This is a genomic window from Nonomuraea sp. NPDC049158, from assembly GCF_040648335.1.
GTDB lineage: Bacteria > Actinomycetota > Actinomycetes > Streptosporangiales > Streptosporangiaceae > Nonomuraea.
In genome coordinates this window covers 149,602-166,848 of record NZ_JBEZDM010000009.1, presented here as the reverse complement: position 1 = coordinate 166,848, position 17,247 = coordinate 149,602, and the positions used below count along the sequence as shown (strand labels likewise).

Sequence of the window (17,247 nt, the reverse complement as noted above, 5' to 3'; positions counted from 1 at the left end):
CGATGTGACCCACGACTACAGGAGTGACCATGATCGGCTCGTCCACCCGGGGAATCAGGACCGTGCTGCACCCCGTGTCCGACCTGGCCAAGGCCAAGGCGGTGTATGCGGCGCTGCTCGGCATCCCGCCGCAGCACGACTCGCCTTACTACGTCGGCTTCGATGCCGAGGGCCAGCACATCGGGCTGGTCCCGGGCGGTGGACCGCAGGACATGACCTCGCCGGTGGCCTACTGGCACGTGCCGGACATCGAGGCGAAGCTGGCCGAGGTGATCGCCGTGGGGGCTACCGTGAAGGAGGCCGCGCACGAGGTCGGCGGCGACCGCCTCGTGGCCACCGTCATCGACCCCGACGGCAACGTCCTCGGGCTGATCCAGGACCGGTGAGCAGCGGACCCGTCCCTGCCAACGCCACGACAAACCCACCTCGCTCAAAGGACCTGCCATGACCTCCCTCGAATCCGTCACCCTGGAAGTTCACGACCCCACGGCCTCGGACGCCTTCTATCAGGCCTTCGGGCTTGGGCCCTTCGTGGACGTACGCGCCTCGGATGCGCCGACGACCGGCTTCCGTGGGTTCGCGCTGTCCATCGTGGTCTCCCAGCCGGGCAACGTCGATGCCCTTCTCAACGCCGCCCTCGACGCCGGCGCCACGACGCTGAAGCCGGCCACGAAGGGATTCTGGGGCTACGGCGGCGTCGTACGCGCCCCTGACGGGACGATCTGCAAGATCGCGACCTCGAAGAAGAAGGACACCGACCCTGCCACCCGGCAGATCGACCAGGTCGCCCTCCTGTTAGGAGTCGCGGACGTCAAGGCGAGCAAGCGGTTCTACGTCGAGCGCGGCCTGACTGTGGCGAAGAGCTTCGGCGGCAAGTACGTCGAGTTCGACACCCCGTCATCGGCCGCCACGCTGGCGCTCTACCCGCGCCGCGCCCTCGCCAAGGACACCGGCGTCCTCCAGGAGGGCACCGGATCACACCGGATCGTGATCGGCAGCGATGCCGGGCCCTTCACCGACCCTGACGGGTTCGTATGGGAGACGGCATCCGCCTGAGACACGCGGCGGGGCATCTCAGCAGCAGGACCGTGCGGCCCTTCTCAACATTCCGAAATCAAGATCCTCAAGGAGGAGATTCGCCATGAGCAGCACTGAAAGCAGCGTCTACCAAGGATTCACGGCTGAGGAGCGGGCCGCGATGAAGGAGCACGCCCAAGAGCAGAAGAGGGCGGTGCGCCGCAGCTCACGTGCGGACAAGGCAGCGCAGGAGCAACGGGACGTACTCGCCAAGATCGCCGAGATGCGGGAATCGGACCGGATCATGGCCGAACGCATCCATACCGTCATCACCGCCAGCGCCCCGGCCCTCGCGCCGAAGCTCTGGTATGGCATGCCCGCCTACGCGCTGGACGGCAAAATCGTCTGCCACTTCCAGTCCGCGGCGAAATTCAAGACACGCTACGCGACGCTCGGGTTCAGCGACCAGGCGAACCTGGACGACGGCTCGATGTGGGCCGCCGGTTTCGCCCTGACCGAGGTGACCGCCGAGGTGGAGGCGCAGATCAGCACGCTGGTGAAGCAGGCAGTGAGCTGAGGATCGCGCACGTCGTTCCCTGGCGCATGCTACAAGGCCGCCAACCGTTTAGGAGGACTACATATTGCCGTACAGCAATACGCATTTGTGTTTAAAGGTGGTAATGCCCGAAACTTGAGTACATGCCTGACCTGAGGCGCGGTGTGCTGTTCGGGGCTGCCGCCTACACGATGTGGGGATTGTTCCCCCTGTACTGGCCGCTGCTCAAGCCGTCAGGAGCCGTCGAGATCCTCGCGCACCGCATGGCCTGGTCACTGGTCGCGGTCCTGGTGGTGCTGGCCGTGCGGCGCCACTGGTCCTGGATACGCGGGTTGCTCAAGGAGCCCAGGAAGCTCGCGCTGCTGACGCTGGCCGCCATGATCGTCACCGTCAACTGGGGCGTCTACATCTACGCCGTCAACGCCGGTCAGGTGGTCGAGAGTGCCCTGGGGTACTTCATCAATCCGCTAATCAGCGTCTTGTTCGGGGTCGTGCTGCTCAAGGAGCGGCTCAGGCCGCTGCAGTGGGTGGCGGTCGGGTTCGGGACGCTCGCCGTGCTGGTGCTGACCATCGACTACGGCCGGCCGCCGTGGATCGCGCTGGCGCTGGCCGTCAGCTTCGGTCTGTACGGGCTGGTCAAGAAGCAGGCGAACGTGGGCGCGGCCGAGAGCCTCACCGTCGAGACCTTGGTGCTGCTCGCCCCCGCGCTGGGCTACATCCTCTATCTCAGCCTGACCGGGCAGTCCACGTTCGGAACCGAGGGGCTCGGCCATGCGGCGCTCCTGGTCGGGGCGGGGGTGATCACGGCGGTGCCGCTGCTGTGCTTCACCGCCGCCGCCATCCGGGTGCCGCTCAGCACGATCGGCCTGCTCCAGTACATCGCGCCGGTCCTGCAGTTCCTGTGCGGGGTGCTGGTCGCGAAGGAGACGATGCCGGCCAGCCGCTGGATCGGGTTCTCGATCGTGTGGCTGGCCCTGGCCGTCTTCACCTACGACAGCTTCCGTACGGCCCGCGCTACCCGGGCCGCGATCAGGAAATCAGCCAGAACGCTCGACAACGTAGTCACATAGCGCCAAAAATGCGTTCTTGGCGGGGATGTCTGGGAGGTTGGAGATGTCGGTACGAGCCCGATCCACCCAGGCATCCAGCTCGGCCCGCGCCTGTCCCATGGCCGGATGCGCCCGCAGCAGCGTCAGCGCCTCGTCCAGGTCCGACTCGGCCACCGGCCCCGACAGCAACTCCGCCAGCCGCGAGGACGGGTCCGCGGCCAGCGCGTAGAGGACCGGCAGCGTCCGGATGCCCTCCCGCAGATCCGTCCCCGGCGTCTTGCCCGACTCCGTCGAGGTGGACGCCACATCGAGCAGGTCGTCCCCCAGTTGCCAGGCCACCCCGACGGCCTCGCACGCCCGGCTGAGCCGCTCCTCGACGTCGGAAGGCGCCCCGGACAGCAGTGCCCCGAACCGGCCGGAGGCCGCGATCAGGGACCCGGTCTTGTCCGCCAGCACGCTGATGTAGTGCGCCACCGGGTCCTCTTCGCCGCGCGGCCCGATGGTCTCGCGGATCTGACCCTGGACGAGGCGGGAGAAGGTCTGGGCCTGTACGCGGATGAGCTCGGGCCCGAGGTCGGCCAGGAGGTCGGACGCCTGGGCGAACAGGTAGTCGCCGGTGAGGATGGCCACGGTGTTGTCCCACCGGGCGTTGGCCGACGGCGAGCCCCGGCGTACCGGAGCCTCGTCCATGACGTCGTCGTGGTACAGCGACCCGAGATGGGTCAGCTCAATGACCACGGCGCCGGGCACGACACCCGGCGCCGACGGATCCCCGAACTGGGCCGCCAGCAGCACCATCAGCGTACGGAAGCGCTTGCCCCCGGCCTCGATGAGGTGCTTGGACGCCTCCGTGACGAAGGCGTCCTCGCTCTCCACCGACGAACGCAGCAGCTTCTCGACGGCGGCCAGTCCGTTGGCCACGTCCTGCGCCAACCGTTCGTCCTCAATGGGAAGGTCAACCACGGGAGGCGCGGACATACAGATCCCCTTATCTGATGAACAGGCCGGATGCAGCCTGGTTGGCGAGGTCGAGCATGGGCTGCGGGAAGAGCCCGACTCCTACCGTAATCAGCAGCGAGATGGCGATGACGGCCACGGTCCCCATACTGGGCACCGCGATCGAGGGGCCGTCGGCCGCCGGGTCGCTGAAGAACATCAGGACGATCACGCGCACGTAGAAGAACGCGGCGATCGCGGAGGCGATGACGCCCAGCACGACCAGCCCGGTCATCCAGCCCCCGAGCGAGTCACCGGCCTCGGACCCGCTGGCCAGCGCGGCGGCGAACACGGCGTACTTGCCGAAGAAGCCGCTGGTCAGCGGGATGCCGGCGAAGGCCAGCAGGAAGAAGGCGAAGATGCCCGCCAGGATCGGCGAGCGCTTGCCCAGCCCGGCCCAGCGCGACAGGTGGCCCGCCTCGCCGCCGGGGTCGCGGACCATCGTGACCACCGCGAAGGCGCCGACCGTGGTGATGCTGTAGACGAGCAGGTAGAACATGATCGCCGACAGCGACTTGGCGTTCTGCGCGCTCTTGTCGAACGTGGCCATGACACCGATCAGCAGGAAGCCCGCGTGCGCGATCGAGGAGTAGGCCAGCATGCGCTTGATGTCGGTCTGCGTGATCGCCAGGATCGCGCCGACCACCATCGTCAGGGCCGCGACGGCCCACATGACCGGCCGCCAGTCCCAGTCCAGGTTGCCCAGCGCCACCCAGAACACCCGCAGCAAGGCGCCCACGGCCGCGACCAGCGTGCCGGAGGCCATGAGCGCGGTGATGGGCGTCGGAGCGCCCTGGTAGACGTCCGGCTTCCACGCCTGGAACGGCGCCGCGCCGATCTTGAACAGCAGGCCGACGCCGAGCAGCGAGACTCCGAGCAGCAGGATCGGGTCGAGCAGCGAGCCGGTGGCCAGGGCCTTGTTGATGCCGGTGAACGACACGGTCCCGGCGTAGCCGTAGATCATGGCCGTGCCGTACAGGAAGAAGGCCGAGGAGAACGCGCCGAGCAGGAAGTACTTCATCGACGCCTCCTGCGACAGCAGGCGGCGTCGGCGGGCCAGGCCGCACAGCAGGTACAGCGGCAGCGACATGACCTCAAGGCCGACGAACATGGTCAGCAGGTCGTGCGAGGCGGGGAAGAGCAGCATGCCGCCCACCGCGAACAGGACCAGCGGGTAGACCTCGGTGTGCGAGCCACCGGCGGCCTCGGCCTCCTCCTCGTCGGCGCTGCCGGGCACGGCCGCCGCCGAGGCGACGAAGTGGCCCTCGTCGTTGATCATCAGCACGCAGACGAACGACAGGACGAGGATGACGCCCCAGATGAACAGCGAGGGTCCGTCGACCGCGACCGCGCCCATGGCGACCGGCGCCGTCGGCACGGCGCCCTTGACCACCTGCACGATGACCAGCGCGAACGCGCCGGCCAGGGACAGCAGGGTGAGGGGTACGTGGATCGACTTGCGCATGTAGCGCGGCGCGAACGCCTCTACGAGCACACCGACGACGGCCGCGCCGAAGACCAGCAGCATCGGCGCCAGCGTGCCGTATTCGATGGTCGGCGCCACGACAGCGTCGTTCACTGGCCGGCCCCCTTCTCAGCGATAGCCGGGTTGTCCACTTTCACGTTGACCAGCGTCTGGGTGACCGTGGGGTTGATCACGTCGAGCAGCGGCTTGGGGAAGAAGCCGAAGCCGATGATCAGCGCGATGAGCGGCGCGAGGACGACGATCTCGCGCACGTTCAGGTCCTTGAAGGCCTTCACCGGCTCGGCGGTCGGCCCGTTGATCGTCCGCTGCACCATCCACAGGATGTAGACGGCGGCCAGGATCACGGCCAGCGCGGAGACGATCGCCGCGACCACGAGCGCGCCGGACCCGAAGGCGGGACTGGTGTAGGTGCCGATCATCACCATGAACTCGCTGACGAACGACGACAGCCCCGGCAGCGAGAGCCCGGCCAGACCGGCGATCAGGAAGAAGCCCGCGAGCAGCGGGGTGACCTTCTGGACGCCTCCGTAGTCGGCGATGTGCGGCGAGCCGCGCCGGGCGATGAGGAACCCGGCGGCCAGGAACAGCGCGCCGGTGGCGAAGCCGTGGTTGACCATGTAGAGCGCGGCGCCGGACTGCGACACCTGCGACATGGCGAACACGCCCATCACGATGAAGCCGAAGTGCGAGATCGACGTGTAGGCGATGAGCCGCTTCATGTCGGTCTGCCCGATGGCCACGATCGCGCCGTAGATGATGCTGATGACCGCGAGGACCACGATGGGCATCGTGAACGCCTTGGCCGCGTCGGGGAACAGCTCCAGGCAGAAGCGGAGCATGCCGAACGTACCGACCTTGTCGAGCACGCCCACGAGCAGCACGGCGGCGCCGGCCGGAGCCTGCGCGGCCGCGTCGGGCAGCCAGGTGTGCACCGGCCAGAGCGGCGCCTTGATCGCGAAGGCGATGAAGAAGCCGGCGAACAGCCACTTCTGCGTCGCGGGGTCCTGGATGGCGCCGACGAGCTCGGGGAACATGAAGGTGTTCTTGCCCGCGACGATGTACAGCGCGATGACCGCGACCAGCATGAGCAGGCCGCCGAACAGCGAGTACAGCAGGAACTTGACGGCCGCGTACGACCGCTGCGCGCCGCCGTACGACCCGATCATGAAGTACATCGGGATCAGCATGGCTTCGAAGAAGACGTAGAACAGGAAGATGTCGGTCGAGGCGAAGACGCCGATCATCATCGCTTCCAGCACCAGCAGCAGCGAGAAGTACGTCTTGACCGACCGCTTCGGGGTGATCAGCGTGCCGTCGGCGCTCTGCGTGCCGTCGGCGTCGTGCCAGGAGGCGAGCACCACGATCGGCACCAGCACCGCCGACAGCGCGATCAGCACCAGCGCGATGCCGTCGACGCCGACCCCGAACTTCACGCCGAAGCTCGGGATCCAGTCGTAGGCCGCCTGGAACTGGAACCTGGGGCCGCCCGTCTTGAACTGGACCGCCATCACGAGCGTCAGCACCAGCACGACCAGGGACACCAGCAGCGTGGCCTGTTTGGCCAGCTTGTCACTGCCCTTGGGAAGCAGGGCCACCACGATGGCGCCCAGGACGGGCACCGCCATGAGTATCGGGAGCCAGGGTGACATCAGATGTTCCCAACGAGGAGCAGGGCGCCTGCCAGGAGGGCAGCACCGAACAGGATGGACAGCGCGTAGGATCTGGCGAAGCCCGTCTGGATCCGCCTGAGACGCCCCGAGGTCCCGCCGATGCCCGCCGCCAGGCCGTTGACCAGCCCGTCGATGCCGCGGTTGTCGAAGTACACCGCGAAGCGGGTCAGCCACTGGCCGGGGCGCATGAACAGGGACTCGTTGAGCGCGTCGCCGTAGAGGTCACGACGGGCGAACGTGGTGAGGAAGGAGCCGCGCGGCGCCACGGCGGGCACCTCGGCCCTGCCGTACCTGACCCAGGCGAAGCCCGCCCCGACGGCCACCAGCGCCAGCGTGACCAGACCGGCAGTGCTGGTGAAGTCGAACTTCGGCCGCACTTCCGCGGTACCCACGGCGACCTTGAGGAAGTCGTACAGCCTGTTGCTGAGGATCAGGTAGCCGCCCAGGAAGAGCGCGCCGAGTGACAGGATCATCAGCGGCCACGTCATCACGGCGGGCGACTCGTGCGGGTGCGCGTCCTTCTCCCAGCGCTTCTCGCCGAAGAAGGTCATGAAGACCATCCGCGACATGTAGAAGCCGGTGATGCCCGCACCGAGCACGGCCAGCCAGCCGAGGATCGGCTGGTGGTGAACGGCGGTCTCGATGATGCCGTCCTTCGTGAAATATCCGGACAGCAGGGGGAAGCCGATGATCGCCAGGTAGCCGATGAAGAACGTCGCGAAGGTGATCGGCATGTGCTTGCGCAGCCCGCCGTACTTCCGCATGTTCACTTCGTCGTTCATCCCGTGCATGACCGAGCCGGCGCCGAGGAACAGGTCGGCCTTGAAGAAGCCGTGCGTGATCAGGTGCCCGATCGCGAAGGCGTAGCCCGCCGGGCCGAGGCCCGCGCCGAGCATCATGTAGCCGATCTGCGACATCGTCGAGCCGGCCAGGCCCTTCTTGATGTCGTCCTTCGCGCAACCGATGATGGCACCGGCCAGCAGCGTGGCCGCGCCGACGACCGAGACGGCGATCGCCTGGGTCGAGTCCGGCGGGAAGAAGAACGCGCCGGAGCGGACCACCAGGTAGACACCGGCGGTGACCATGGTCGCCGCGTGGATCAGGGCCGAGACCGGAGTCGGGCCCTCCATCGCGTCGAGCAGCCAGGACTGCAGCGGCAGCTGTGCCGACTTGCCGCACGCGCCGAGGAGCAGCAGCAGGCCGATCGCGGTGACCGCGCCGCCGGACGGCGGGTGCTCGGCGATCTGCTTGCCCAGCTCGCTGAAGGTCAGCGTGTGGAATGTGGCCAGGATGATGAACATCCCGACCAGCAGCCCGAAGTCACCCACGCGGTTGACGATGAACGCCTTCTTGGCCGCGACCGCCGCAGACGGCTTGAACTGCCAGAACCCGATGAGCAGGTACGAGGCCAGGCCCACGCCCTCCCAGCCGATGAACAGCCCCACGTAGTTGTCGGCCAGCACCAGCAGGAGCATCGCGGCGACGAAGAGGTTCAGGTAGGAGAAGAACCGGCGCCGCTCGGCGTCGTGCGACATGTAGCCGATCGAGTAGATGTGGATCAGCGATCCGACACCCGTGATCAGCAGCGCGAAGCTGATCGACAACGGGTCGATCAGCAACCCCATGTCGACCATGCCGGGAATGAACTCATACAGATGTACGGCCTGACGGCGCTGTTCTTCCGGTAGTCCGATGAGCTCGAAGAAGGTCAGCACCGCCACGACGAACGAGGCGAGGGACATGGCCACGCCCAGCAGATGGCCCCACCGGTTCGTCATGCGTCCGAGGATCAGCAGGATCGCCGCACCCAGCAACGGGAAGGCGATCATCAGCCAAGAGGCCCCGATCATGCCGCCGGCGGTGTGCTGGACGATCTCAACAGGAGATTCCACCAGTCACCTCTAGTACTTCAGCAGGTTGGCGTCGTCCACCGACGCTGACCTGCGGGTTCGGAAGATCGTCACGATGATGGCCAGGCCGACCACGACCTCGGCCGCGGCCACCACCATCACGAAGAACGCGATGATCTGGCCTTCGAGGTTGCCGTTCTGCCTGGCGAAGGCGACGAACGCGAGGTTGCAGGCGTTGAGCATGAGCTCGACGCACATGAACACCACGATCGCGTTGCGCCGGATCAGCACGCCCATCGCGCCGATGGCGAACAGCAGGCCCGACAGGACGAGGTAATGAGTGGTCACTTGGACTCCTCCTCAGCCGACTCGACGGCGGCCCTGTGCTTGATGGCCTCGGCGAGCTTCGGGTCCGCGGGCAGATGATCCTGCTCGACGTCGAACCGCGCGATGTAGCGGTTGACCGAGCTCTCCGCGACCGAGCCGTCGGGCAGCAGCGCCGGCATGTCGATGGCGTTGCTCCTGGCGTAGGTGCCGGGTCCGGGCAGCGGCGACGGGCGATCGCCGAGGAACCGGGCGCGGGCCAGGTCCTTCTGCGAAGGCCGTACGGTCAGCCGCTCGCGGTGTGCCAGCACCATCGCGCCGAGCGCGGCGGTGATCAGCAGCGCCGAGGTGATCTCGAAGGCGAAGACGTACTTCGTGAAGAGCAGCAGCGCCAGCGAGCGGATGTAACCGGCCTGCCCGATGGCCGAGACCAGCCCCGTCTCCTTGGCGAAGACGGCGTTGCCGATGGCCAGGATGACCAGCGCGGCGAAGCCGACGGCGGCGATCGCGGCCCAGAAGCGCTGGCCCCGCAGCGTCTCCACCAGCGAGTCGGAGGAGTCGACGCCGACCAGCATGAGCACGAACAGGAAGAGCATCATGACGGCGCCGGTGTAGACGATGATCTGCACCGCGGCCAGGAAGGGCGCGTCCTGCACGGCGTAGAGGACCGCCAGGCAGAGCATCACGGTGCCGAGCATCAGCGCCGAGTAGACGGCCTTCCGGTTGAACACCATGCCGAGTGCCGCGCCGACGGAGACGACGGCGAGCACCCAGAAGGTAATGGTCTCACCCATTGGTCCGTCCCAGCCGGTAGTAGTCCTCTTCGGTGTCCCCGAGCCGCATGGGGTGCGGAGGCTGCTCCATCCCCTGGGTCAGGGGCGCGAGGAGCATCTCCTTGGTGAAGATGAGGCTCTCGCGGTTGGTGTCGGCCAGCTCGTACTCGTTGGTCATCGTGAGGGCCCGGGTCGGGCACGCCTCGATGCACAGACCGCAGAGAATGCACCGCAGATAGTTGATCTGGTACGTACGGCCGTAACGCTCACCCGGCGAGAAGCGCTCCGCGTCGGTGTTGTCGGCACCCTCCACGTAGATGGCGTCGGCCGGGCACGCCCAGGCGCACAGCTCGCAGCCGACGCACTTCTCCAGCCCGTCAGGCCAGCGGTTGAGCTGGTGCCGCCCGTGGAAGCGAGGCGCCGTGGGCCTCTTCTCCTCCGGGTAGTTCACCGTGACGGGCTTCTTGAACATCGTGTGGAAGGTGACCCCGAAGCCCTTGACGGGGTTCAGCCAATCAGTTAGTCCCACTGGGAATCTCCTTGTGCTGCACCCCGTGGTAGTGCGGCAGGTCGAGCGGCGGCACAGGGAAGCCACCGGCCGTTGGCTCGTTGGACAGCTCCTCGAACTCCGCCTCGACCTCCGCCTTTTTCGCTTCCTTGCGGCGCTGGTTCACGGTGTCGAACCGGGCCCAGATGCCGAGCGCGCCGATGATGACGATCGCCGCGACCACCAAGACGGGTGCCAGGTCGCCCTGGAAGCCGGCTTCGCCGTTCTTGACGTACATGACGGTCCGGATCGTGGCGACCAGCATGATCCACGCCAGGTTGATCGGGATGAGAACCTTCCACCCCAGCGACATGAGCTGGTCGTAGCGGACGCGCGGCAGCGAGGCCCGCACCCACACCACGAAGCAGAAGACCAGCACGAACTTGACGAAGAACCACAGCAGCGGCCACCAGCCCTCGTTCGCCCCGGCCCAGAACCACGTGATCGGGAACGGTGCCCGCCATCCGCCGAGGAACAGCGTGATGGCCATCGCCGATGCGACGAAGGTGTGCAGGTATTCGCCCATCATGATCAGCGCGAACTTCAGCGACGAGGAGTACTCGGTCTGGAAGCCGCCGACCAGCTCGCCCTCGCCCTCGGGCAGGTCGAACGGGATACGCGCGGCCTCACCGAAGGCGCAGAACACGTAGATCAGGAACGACGGCAGCAGCAGGACGACGTACCAGGAGGGCATCGACATGCCCCACAGCTCGCCGCCGGACGCCTGCGACTTGACGATCTCCGACGTCGACAGCGTCCCCGCGAACAGGAACACGCCGACGAACGACAGACCCATCGCGATCTCGTACGAGACCACCTGCGCCGCCGACCGGAGCCCGCCCAGCAGCGCGTACGGCGAGCGCGACGACCAGCCGGCCAGCACCACGCCGTAGACCGAGATGGCGCCCATGGCCAGCATGAACAGCACGGCCACCGGCAGGTCGACCAGCTGCAGCGGCGTCCGCACGCCGAACAGGTTGACCATCGGCCCGAACGGGGTGATCGAGAAGGCCAGGAAGGCCGGGATCACCATGATGACCGGGGCCATCAGGTAGAGCAGCTTGTCGACGGTCCGCGGGAAGAGGTCTTCCTTCAGGCCCATCTTGATGCCGTCGGCCACCGACTGGAGCAGGCCGAACTTGCCCGCCCGGTTGGGGCCGAAGCGGTTCTGCATCCTGGAGATCAGCTTCCGTTCGAACCAGACGCCGAACAGGATGCAGAGCATCAGGAAGGCGAACAGCATCACTGCCTTGATGATGGTGATCCAGAGCGGATCCTTGCCGAAGTCGGCAAGCGTCGGATCAGTCAGGAGAACAGGGATCATGAGGCGCTCCCGATCGTGACGATGTCGCCGGCCGCCGCGCCGAGATCGCGCGTGACCGAGCAGCCGCCGGAGTTCGCCGGCACCCAGACCACCCGGTCCGGCAGGTCGGCGACGCGCACCGGCAACGTGACCGCGTTGGGTCCTTGACCGCCGAGGACCAGCTTGTCGCCGTCGACGACGCCGATCTCCGCCGCCGTGGCCTCCGAGATCAGCGCTTCGGCCGGCCGGGCGGTGCCCGCGAGGTACGGCTCGCCGTCCTGCAGGCGGCCGTCGTCGAGCAGCAGGTGCCAGCTGGCCAGCAGCGCCTCGCCGGTCCGCGGCGCGAGCTGCGAGCGGGTGGCGGTGCTGGGTGCGGCGACGCGGGTGCCGCGCCAGGAGCCCATCGCGCTCAGCTCGCGGCGCGCGGCCGCGGCGTCGGGCAGGCCCAGGTGGACGTCCATCCGGTCGGCCAGGTTGCTGATCACGGCCAGGTCGCTCTGCAGGCCGGGCACCCTGAGCGGGGCGCCGAACGAGCGGCCCCTGCCTTCCCAGTTGACGAACGTGCCGCCCTTCTCCTGCACGGCGGCGACCGGCAGGACCACGTCGGCCCGGTCGGTGACCGCGCTGGCGCGGATCTCCAGGCTGACGATGAACGGGGTGTTCTCCAGCGCGGCCAGCGCCGCGGCCGGATCGGCCAGGTCGTAGGGGTCGACACCGGCCACGACCAGCGCGTCGAGCTTGCCCTCCAGTGCCGCGAGGAGCATGCCCGTGGTGTCGCGGCCCGGCGCGTCGGGCAGCGAGCCGACGTTCCACGCCCTGGCGACCTCGGCCCTGGCGACCTCATCGCCGACCGGGCGGCCGATGGGCAGCAGGTTCGGCAGCGCGCCCGCCTCGACCGCGCCCCGCTCGCCGGCCCTGCGCGGGACCCAGGCGAGCTTGGCGCCCGACGCGGCGCTGAGGCGTACGAGGGCGGACAGGGCACCCGGAACCGTGGCGAGCCGCTCACCGGCCAGCACGATCGTGCCCTCGGCCAGCGAGCCGACCAGTTCGCCGATCGCGTCGGCCTCGGCGCCCGGCGCGGTGCGGATGAGCGTGCCGCCCATCTTGGCCAGGCCGTTGGTGGCGAACGGGGCGATCGCCGTGACCTTGAGCTTCCTCTTCAGCCACGCCTTGCGCAGGCGCAGGAAGACGATCGGCGACTCGTCCTCGGGCTCGAATCCGACGAGCAGCACGGCAGGGGCGCTCTCGAGGTCACTGTAGGAAACCTCGATGCCCCTGCCGGCCACGGCGTGGGCCAGGAACTGCGCCTCCTCGGCGGAGTGCGGCCTGGCGCGGAAATCGATGTCGTTGCTGCCGAGGGCGAGCCGGGTGAACTTGGCGTAGGCGTAGGCGTCCTCGACCGTGACCCGGCCGCCCACCAGCACCCCGGCCCTGCCGCGCGCGGCGGCCAGGCCGCGGGCCGCGACGCTGAGCGCCTCGGGCCACGAGGCGGGTTCGAGCACGCCGTCCTCGTTGCGTACCAGCGGCGTCTTGAGCCGATCGGGCTGCGTGGCGTAGGAGAACGCCCAGCGGCCCTTGTCGCAGTTCCACTCCTCGTTGACCTGCGGGTCGTTGCCCGCCAGGCGGCGGGTGACCCGGCCGCGCCGGTGGTCGGTGCGCAGGCTGCAGCCGGAGGCGCAGTGCTCGCACGCGCTCGGCGTGGAGACCAGGTCGAACGGCCTGGCCCGGAACCGGTAGGCGGCGCCGGTCAGCGCGCCGACCGGGCAGATCTGCACCGTGTTGCCGGAGAAGTAGGAGTCGAACGGCTTGCCGTCGGCGACACCCACCTGCTCCTTGGCCCCGCGCTCGAAGAAGTCGATGAACGGGTCGCCGGCGATCTGGTCGGAGAAGCGGATGCACCGGGCGCACTGGACACAGCGCTCACGGTCGAGCAGGACCTGCGAGGACAGCGGCAGCGGCTTGGGGAAGGTCCGCTTCTGCTCCTGGAACCTGGACTCACCCTGGCCGTTGGACATCGCCTGGTTCTGCAGGGGGCACTCGCCGCCCTTGTCGCAGACCGGGCAGTCCAGCGGGTGGTTCATGAGCAGCAGCTCCATCGCCCCGCGCTGCGCCTTCTCGGCGACCGGCGAGGTGAGCTGGGTCTGCACCACCATGCCCTCGGCGACCTCGATCGCGCACGACGGCTGCGGCTTGGGGAAGCCGCGGCCGTTGCCGGCGTCGGGGATGTCGACCAGGCACTGGCGGCAGTTGGCCGCCGGGTCGAGCAGCGGGTGGTCGCAGAAGCGCGGGATCTGGATGCCCAGCAGCTCTGCCGCCCTGATGATCAGGGTGCCCTTCGGGACGCTGACCTGGAACCCGTCGATGCTGAGGGTCACCAGGTTGGTCTCTACGGCGGTTGTTGTCACTGGTCACCCCAGAGAGTGGACTTCTTCGCGTCGAACGGGCAGCCGCCGACCTCGAAGTGCTTGAGGTACTCGTCGCGGAAGTACTTCACCGAGGAGTGGATCGGGCTCGTCGCGCCGTCACCGAGCGCGCAGAACGAGCGGCCCAGGATGTTGTCCGCGATGTCGGTGATCGTGGACAGGTCCTCCTCGGTGCCCTGGCCCTTCTCCAGGCGCTTGAGCACCTGCTTGAGCCAGTAGGTGCCCTCGCGGCACGGCGTGCACTTGCCGCACGACTCGTGGGCGTAGAACTCCGTCCAGCGCAGCACCGTACGGACCACGCAGGTCGTCTCGTCGAAGATCTGCAGCGCGCGGGTGCCGAGCATGGAGCCCTTGGCGCCGACCGACTCGAAGTCGAGCGGCACGTCCAGGTGCTCGTCGGTGAAGATCGGCGTGGACGAGCCGCCGGGGGTCCAGAACTTGATCTCGTGGCCCTCGCGGATCCCGCCCGCCATGTCGAGCAGCTCGCGCAGCGTGATGCCGAGCGGCGCCTCGTACTGGCCGGGCCGGGTGACATGGCCGCTCAGCGAGAAGATGCCGAAGCCCTTGGACTTCTCGGTGCCCATCCCGGCGAACCAGTCGGCACCGTTGGTCACAATTGAGGGAACACTGGCCACAGACTCCACGTTGTTCACAACAGTAGGCGAGGCATACAGGCCCGCCACGGCCGGGAACGGGGGCTTGAGCCGCGGTTGACCTCTGAAGCCTTCGAGCGAGTCGAGCAGCGCCGTCTCCTCGCCACAGATGTACGCCCCGGCGCCGCTGTGCACGACGAGTTCGAGGTCGTAGCCGGAGCCGAGGATGTCGGTGCCGAGATAGCCCTTCTCGTACGCCTCACGCACGGCCGCGTGCAGCCGCCGGATGACGTGCAGCACCTCGCCCCGCACGTAGATGAAGGCGTGGTTGGCCCGGATCGCGTAGGCGGTGATGATGACGCCCTCGACCAGCGAGTGCGGGTTGGCCATCATCAGCGGGATGTCCTTGCAGGTGCCCGGCTCCGACTCGTCGGCGTTGACGACGAGATAGTGCGGCTTGCCGTCGCCCTGGGGGATGAAGCCCCACTTCATGCCGGTCGGGAAGCCCGCGCCGCCGCGGCCGCGCAGACCCGAGTCCTTGACGGCCTGGATGACCGCGTCGGGGTCCATCCCCAGCGCCTTCTTGGCCGCCTCATACTCGCCGTAACCGGCGAGGGTGAAGGAGTTGGCCTGGTCCCAGTTCGCGGTCAGGACCGGGGTGAGAGTCGTGCTCATGCCTCTGGGGCCTTCCATCCGTTGGCCTTGGCGACCTTGAGGCCCTCCAGCGAGGGGCCCGCCGCCGACGGGCCGTCGCCCGCCAGGTCGTCGGGCAGGCCCGCGAGCACCCGCGAGGCCTCCTTGAAGGTGCAGAGCTTCTTCGGCCCCCTGGTCGGCCGGACGTCCTTGCCGTCGCGCAGGTCGTCGACGAGCTGCTTGGCCGACTCCGGCGTCTGGTTGTCGAAGAACTCCCAGTTGACCATCATGACCGGGGCGAAGTCGCAGGCCGCGTTGCACTCGAGGCGCTCGAGCGAGACCTTGCCGTCGGCGGTGGTCTCCTCGTGGCCGATGCCGGCGTGCTCCGACAGCTCTTCCCAGATCTGGTCGCCGCCCATGACGGCGCAGAGCGCGTTGATGCAGACGCCGACGTGGTAGTCACCGGCCGGCTTGCGCTTGTACATGGTGTAGAACGTCGCCACGCCGACGACCTCGGCCTTGCTGAGGCCCAGCATCTCCGCGCAGAACTCCTGCCCGTCGTCGGAGACGTGACCGTCTTCGGACTGCACGAGGTGGAGCAGCGGCAGCAGCGCCGACCGCGTCTTCGGATAGCGTCCGATGATCTCCTTGGCGTCTCGTTCGAGACGCTCTCGGACTTCCGGTGAGTAAGTCACCGGTCCACACCTCCCATGACGGGGTCGATAGATGCCACCGCGGCGATCACGTCCGCGACCTGGCCGCCCTCCGCCATGGCGGGGAAGCCCTGCAGGTTGCAGAAGGACGGCTCGCGGAAGTGGACGCGGTAGGGGCGGGTGCCGCCGTCGCTCACCACGTGCGCGCCGAGCTCACCCTTGGGCGACTCGATCGAGGCGTACGCCTGACCGGCCGGCACCCGGAATCCCTCGGTCACCAGCTTGAAGTGGTGAATGAGGGCCTCCATGGAGCTGCCCATGATGTGCGCGATGTGGTCGGGCGAGTTGCCGAAGCCGTCGGGGCCCAGCGCGAGCTGCGCGGGCCAGCCGATCTTCTTGTCCTCGATCATCACGGGGTCGCCCTTGAGCGGCCCGGCGATGCGGTCGAGAGCCTGCTCAACGATCTTGAGCGACTCCTCCATCTCCCGCATCCGGACCAGGTAGCGGGAGAACACGTCGCAGCCGCGCTCGGTCGCCACCTCGAAGTCGTAGGTCTCGTAGCCGCAGTAGGGCTGCGACTTGCGCAGGTCCCACGGCAGCCCGGCCGAGCGGAGGATGGGCCCGGTGATGCCCAGGGCCATGCAGCCGGTCAGGTCGAGGTAGCCCACGTCCTTGGTGCGGCGCAGGTAGACGGGGTTCTCGTCGAGCAGCTTGCGGATGTCCTTGATCCGCTGTGGCATGATCTTGAGGAACTCGCCGATCTTGTCGACCGCACCCGCGGGCAGGTCCACACTGACGCCGCCGGGGCGGACGTAGGCGTGGTTCATGCGCAGCCCGGTGATGTACTCGAACAGGTCCATGATCAGCTCGCGGTCGCGGTAGCCGAACAGGAACGGCGTGGTCGCGCCGAGCTCCATGCCGAACGTGCCCATCGCCACCAGGTGCGAGGAGATCCGGTTGAGCTCCATCATCATCACGCGGATGGCCTGGGCCCGGTCCGGGATCCGGTCCTCGATGCCGAGCAGCTTCTCGACGCCCAGGCAGTAGGCGGTCTCGTTGAAGATCGGCGAGAGGTAGTCCATGCGCGTGACGAACGTGGTGCCCTGCGTCCACGTGCGGTATTCGAGGTTCTTCTCGATGCCGGTGTGCAGGTAGCCGATGACGCCGCGCGCCTCGGTGACCGTCTCACCGTCGAGGGTCAGGACCAGCCTCAGCACGCCGTGCGTGGACGGGTGCTGCGGGCCCATGTTGATGACCAGCCGCTCGTCGTCGGACTCACGGACGCCGCTGACGACCTCGTCCCAGTCCGCGCCGGTGACCGAGTAGACCTTGCCCTCGGTCGCCTCGTCATATCCGGTGCTCACGAGTGAACCT

General features: G+C 67.9%; 16 protein-coding genes. 4 read left to right on the top strand and 12 right to left on the bottom strand.

Annotated features, from left to right (window positions below):
* Nucleotides 1–29: 29 nt before the first annotated feature.
* The 4 genes from AB0B61_RS21415 to rarD all read left to right on the top strand — a co-directional run bounded on the left by AB0B61_RS21415 (nt 30) and on the right by rarD (nt 2,643).
* On the top strand, nt 30–386 hold the full coding sequence (locus AB0B61_RS21415; RefSeq protein ID WP_358434312.1) for a VOC family protein: 357 nt from the start codon (nt 30–32) through the stop codon (nt 384–386).
* Between the two features lie 58 nt (nt 387–444).
* Complete coding sequence (locus AB0B61_RS21410) at nt 445–1,056, top strand: glyoxalase (RefSeq protein ID WP_358434309.1); 612 nt, start codon at nt 445–447, stop codon at nt 1,054–1,056.
* Nucleotides 1,057–1,141: 85 nt separating this feature from the next.
* Nucleotides 1,142–1,594: a DUF1801 domain-containing protein gene (locus AB0B61_RS21405; protein WP_358434306.1), complete on the top strand. Its 453-nt coding sequence runs from the start codon at nt 1,142–1,144 to the stop codon at nt 1,592–1,594.
* 122 nt (nt 1,595–1,716) lie between these two features.
* Nucleotides 1,717–2,643, top strand: a complete 927-nt coding sequence (gene rarD / locus AB0B61_RS21400; RefSeq protein ID WP_358434303.1) for an EamA family transporter RarD — start codon at nt 1,717–1,719, stop codon at nt 2,641–2,643.
* Here rarD and AB0B61_RS21395 read toward each other — a convergent pair.
* From AB0B61_RS21395 to AB0B61_RS21340, 12 genes are read right to left on the bottom strand one after another with little or no spacing between them, the layout of a single operon-like run.
* Entirely contained in the window at nt 2,611–3,600 is a 990-nt protein-coding gene (locus AB0B61_RS21395; protein ID WP_358434300.1) for a polyprenyl synthetase family protein, read from the bottom strand. The two genes, rarD and AB0B61_RS21395, sit on opposite strands and share 33 nt — an antisense overlap.
* A 10-nt stretch (nt 3,601–3,610) precedes the next feature.
* Nucleotides 3,611–5,197 carry an NADH-quinone oxidoreductase subunit NuoN gene (gene nuoN / locus AB0B61_RS21390; protein WP_358434297.1) on the bottom strand — a complete coding sequence of 529 codons (1,587 nt, stop codon included), beginning with the start codon at nt 5,195–5,197 and terminating at the stop codon, nt 3,611–3,613.
* Complete coding sequence (locus tag AB0B61_RS21385; RefSeq protein WP_358434294.1) at nt 5,194–6,753, bottom strand: NADH-quinone oxidoreductase subunit M; 1,560 nt, start codon at nt 6,751–6,753, stop codon at nt 5,194–5,196. The genes nuoN and AB0B61_RS21385 overlap by 4 nt, the downstream gene beginning before the upstream one ends.
* Complete coding sequence (gene nuoL, locus AB0B61_RS21380) at nt 6,753–8,624, bottom strand: NADH-quinone oxidoreductase subunit L (protein WP_358434789.1); 1,872 nt, start codon at nt 8,622–8,624, stop codon at nt 6,753–6,755. Before nuoL ends, AB0B61_RS21385 begins: the two co-directional genes overlap by 1 nt.
* Before the next feature lie 51 nt (nt 8,625–8,675).
* Nucleotides 8,676–8,972, bottom strand: coding sequence for an NADH-quinone oxidoreductase subunit NuoK (gene nuoK, locus AB0B61_RS21375; RefSeq protein WP_214640635.1), 297 nt, complete (start codon nt 8,970–8,972; stop codon nt 8,676–8,678).
* Entirely contained in the window at nt 8,969–9,742 is a 774-nt protein-coding gene (locus AB0B61_RS21370; protein ID WP_358434292.1) for an NADH-quinone oxidoreductase subunit J, read from the bottom strand. Before AB0B61_RS21370 ends, nuoK begins: the two co-directional genes overlap by 4 nt.
* A complete protein-coding gene (gene nuoI / locus AB0B61_RS21365) occupies nt 9,735–10,250 on the bottom strand; it encodes an NADH-quinone oxidoreductase subunit NuoI (protein ID WP_357654965.1) in 516 nt (171 codons plus the stop codon). Before nuoI ends, AB0B61_RS21370 begins: the two co-directional genes overlap by 8 nt.
* Nucleotides 10,237–11,592: an NADH-quinone oxidoreductase subunit NuoH gene (gene nuoH, locus AB0B61_RS21360; RefSeq protein ID WP_358434290.1), complete on the bottom strand. Its 1,356-nt coding sequence runs from the start codon at nt 11,590–11,592 to the stop codon at nt 10,237–10,239. Before nuoH ends, nuoI begins: the two co-directional genes overlap by 14 nt.
* Entirely contained in the window at nt 11,589–13,976 is a 2,388-nt protein-coding gene (locus AB0B61_RS21355; protein WP_358434287.1) for an NADH-quinone oxidoreductase subunit G, read from the bottom strand. The genes nuoH and AB0B61_RS21355 overlap by 4 nt, the downstream gene beginning before the upstream one ends.
* A complete protein-coding gene (gene nuoF, locus AB0B61_RS21350) occupies nt 13,973–15,262 on the bottom strand; it encodes an NADH-quinone oxidoreductase subunit NuoF (RefSeq protein ID WP_219529170.1) in 1,290 nt (429 codons plus the stop codon). Before nuoF ends, AB0B61_RS21355 begins: the two co-directional genes overlap by 4 nt.
* Nucleotides 15,259–15,915: an NADH-quinone oxidoreductase subunit NuoE gene (gene nuoE, locus AB0B61_RS21345; RefSeq protein WP_225298918.1), complete on the bottom strand. Its 657-nt coding sequence runs from the start codon at nt 15,913–15,915 to the stop codon at nt 15,259–15,261. The genes nuoF and nuoE overlap by 4 nt, the downstream gene beginning before the upstream one ends.
* A complete protein-coding gene (locus AB0B61_RS21340; RefSeq protein WP_358434284.1) occupies nt 15,912–17,237 on the bottom strand; it encodes an NADH-quinone oxidoreductase subunit D in 1,326 nt (441 codons plus the stop codon). The genes nuoE and AB0B61_RS21340 overlap by 4 nt, the downstream gene beginning before the upstream one ends.
* Nucleotides 17,238–17,247: the final 10 nt, after the last annotated feature.

What these genes read in the sequence shown, in the direction of transcription:
- AB0B61_RS21415 (WP_358434312.1), top strand. Translation starts at nt 30, where the DNA reads ATGATCGGCTCGTCCACCCGGGGAATCAGGACCGTGCTGCACCCCGTG.
- AB0B61_RS21410 (WP_358434309.1), top strand. Translation starts at nt 445, where the DNA reads ATGACCTCCCTCGAATCCGTCACCCTGGAAGTTCACGACCCCACGGCC.
- AB0B61_RS21405 (WP_358434306.1), top strand. Translation starts at nt 1,142, where the DNA reads ATGAGCAGCACTGAAAGCAGCGTCTACCAAGGATTCACGGCTGAGGAG.
- rarD (WP_358434303.1), top strand. Translation starts at nt 1,717, where the DNA reads ATGCCTGACCTGAGGCGCGGTGTGCTGTTCGGGGCTGCCGCCTACACG.
- AB0B61_RS21395 (WP_358434300.1), bottom strand. Translation starts at nt 3,600, where the DNA reads ATGTCCGCGCCTCCCGTGGTTGACCTTCCCATTGAGGACGAACGGTTG.
- AB0B61_RS21385 (WP_358434294.1), bottom strand. Translation starts at nt 6,753, where the DNA reads ATGTCACCCTGGCTCCCGATACTCATGGCGGTGCCCGTCCTGGGCGCC.
- nuoL (WP_358434789.1), bottom strand. Translation starts at nt 8,624, where the DNA reads ATGATCGGGGCCTCTTGGCTGATGATCGCCTTCCCGTTGCTGGGTGCG.
- AB0B61_RS21370 (WP_358434292.1), bottom strand. Translation starts at nt 9,742, where the DNA reads ATGGGTGAGACCATTACCTTCTGGGTGCTCGCCGTCGTCTCCGTCGGC.
- nuoH (WP_358434290.1), bottom strand. Translation starts at nt 11,592, where the DNA reads ATGATCCCTGTTCTCCTGACTGATCCGACGCTTGCCGACTTCGGCAAG.
- nuoF (WP_219529170.1), bottom strand. Translation starts at nt 15,262, where the DNA reads ATGAGCACGACTCTCACCCCGGTCCTGACCGCGAACTGGGACCAGGCC.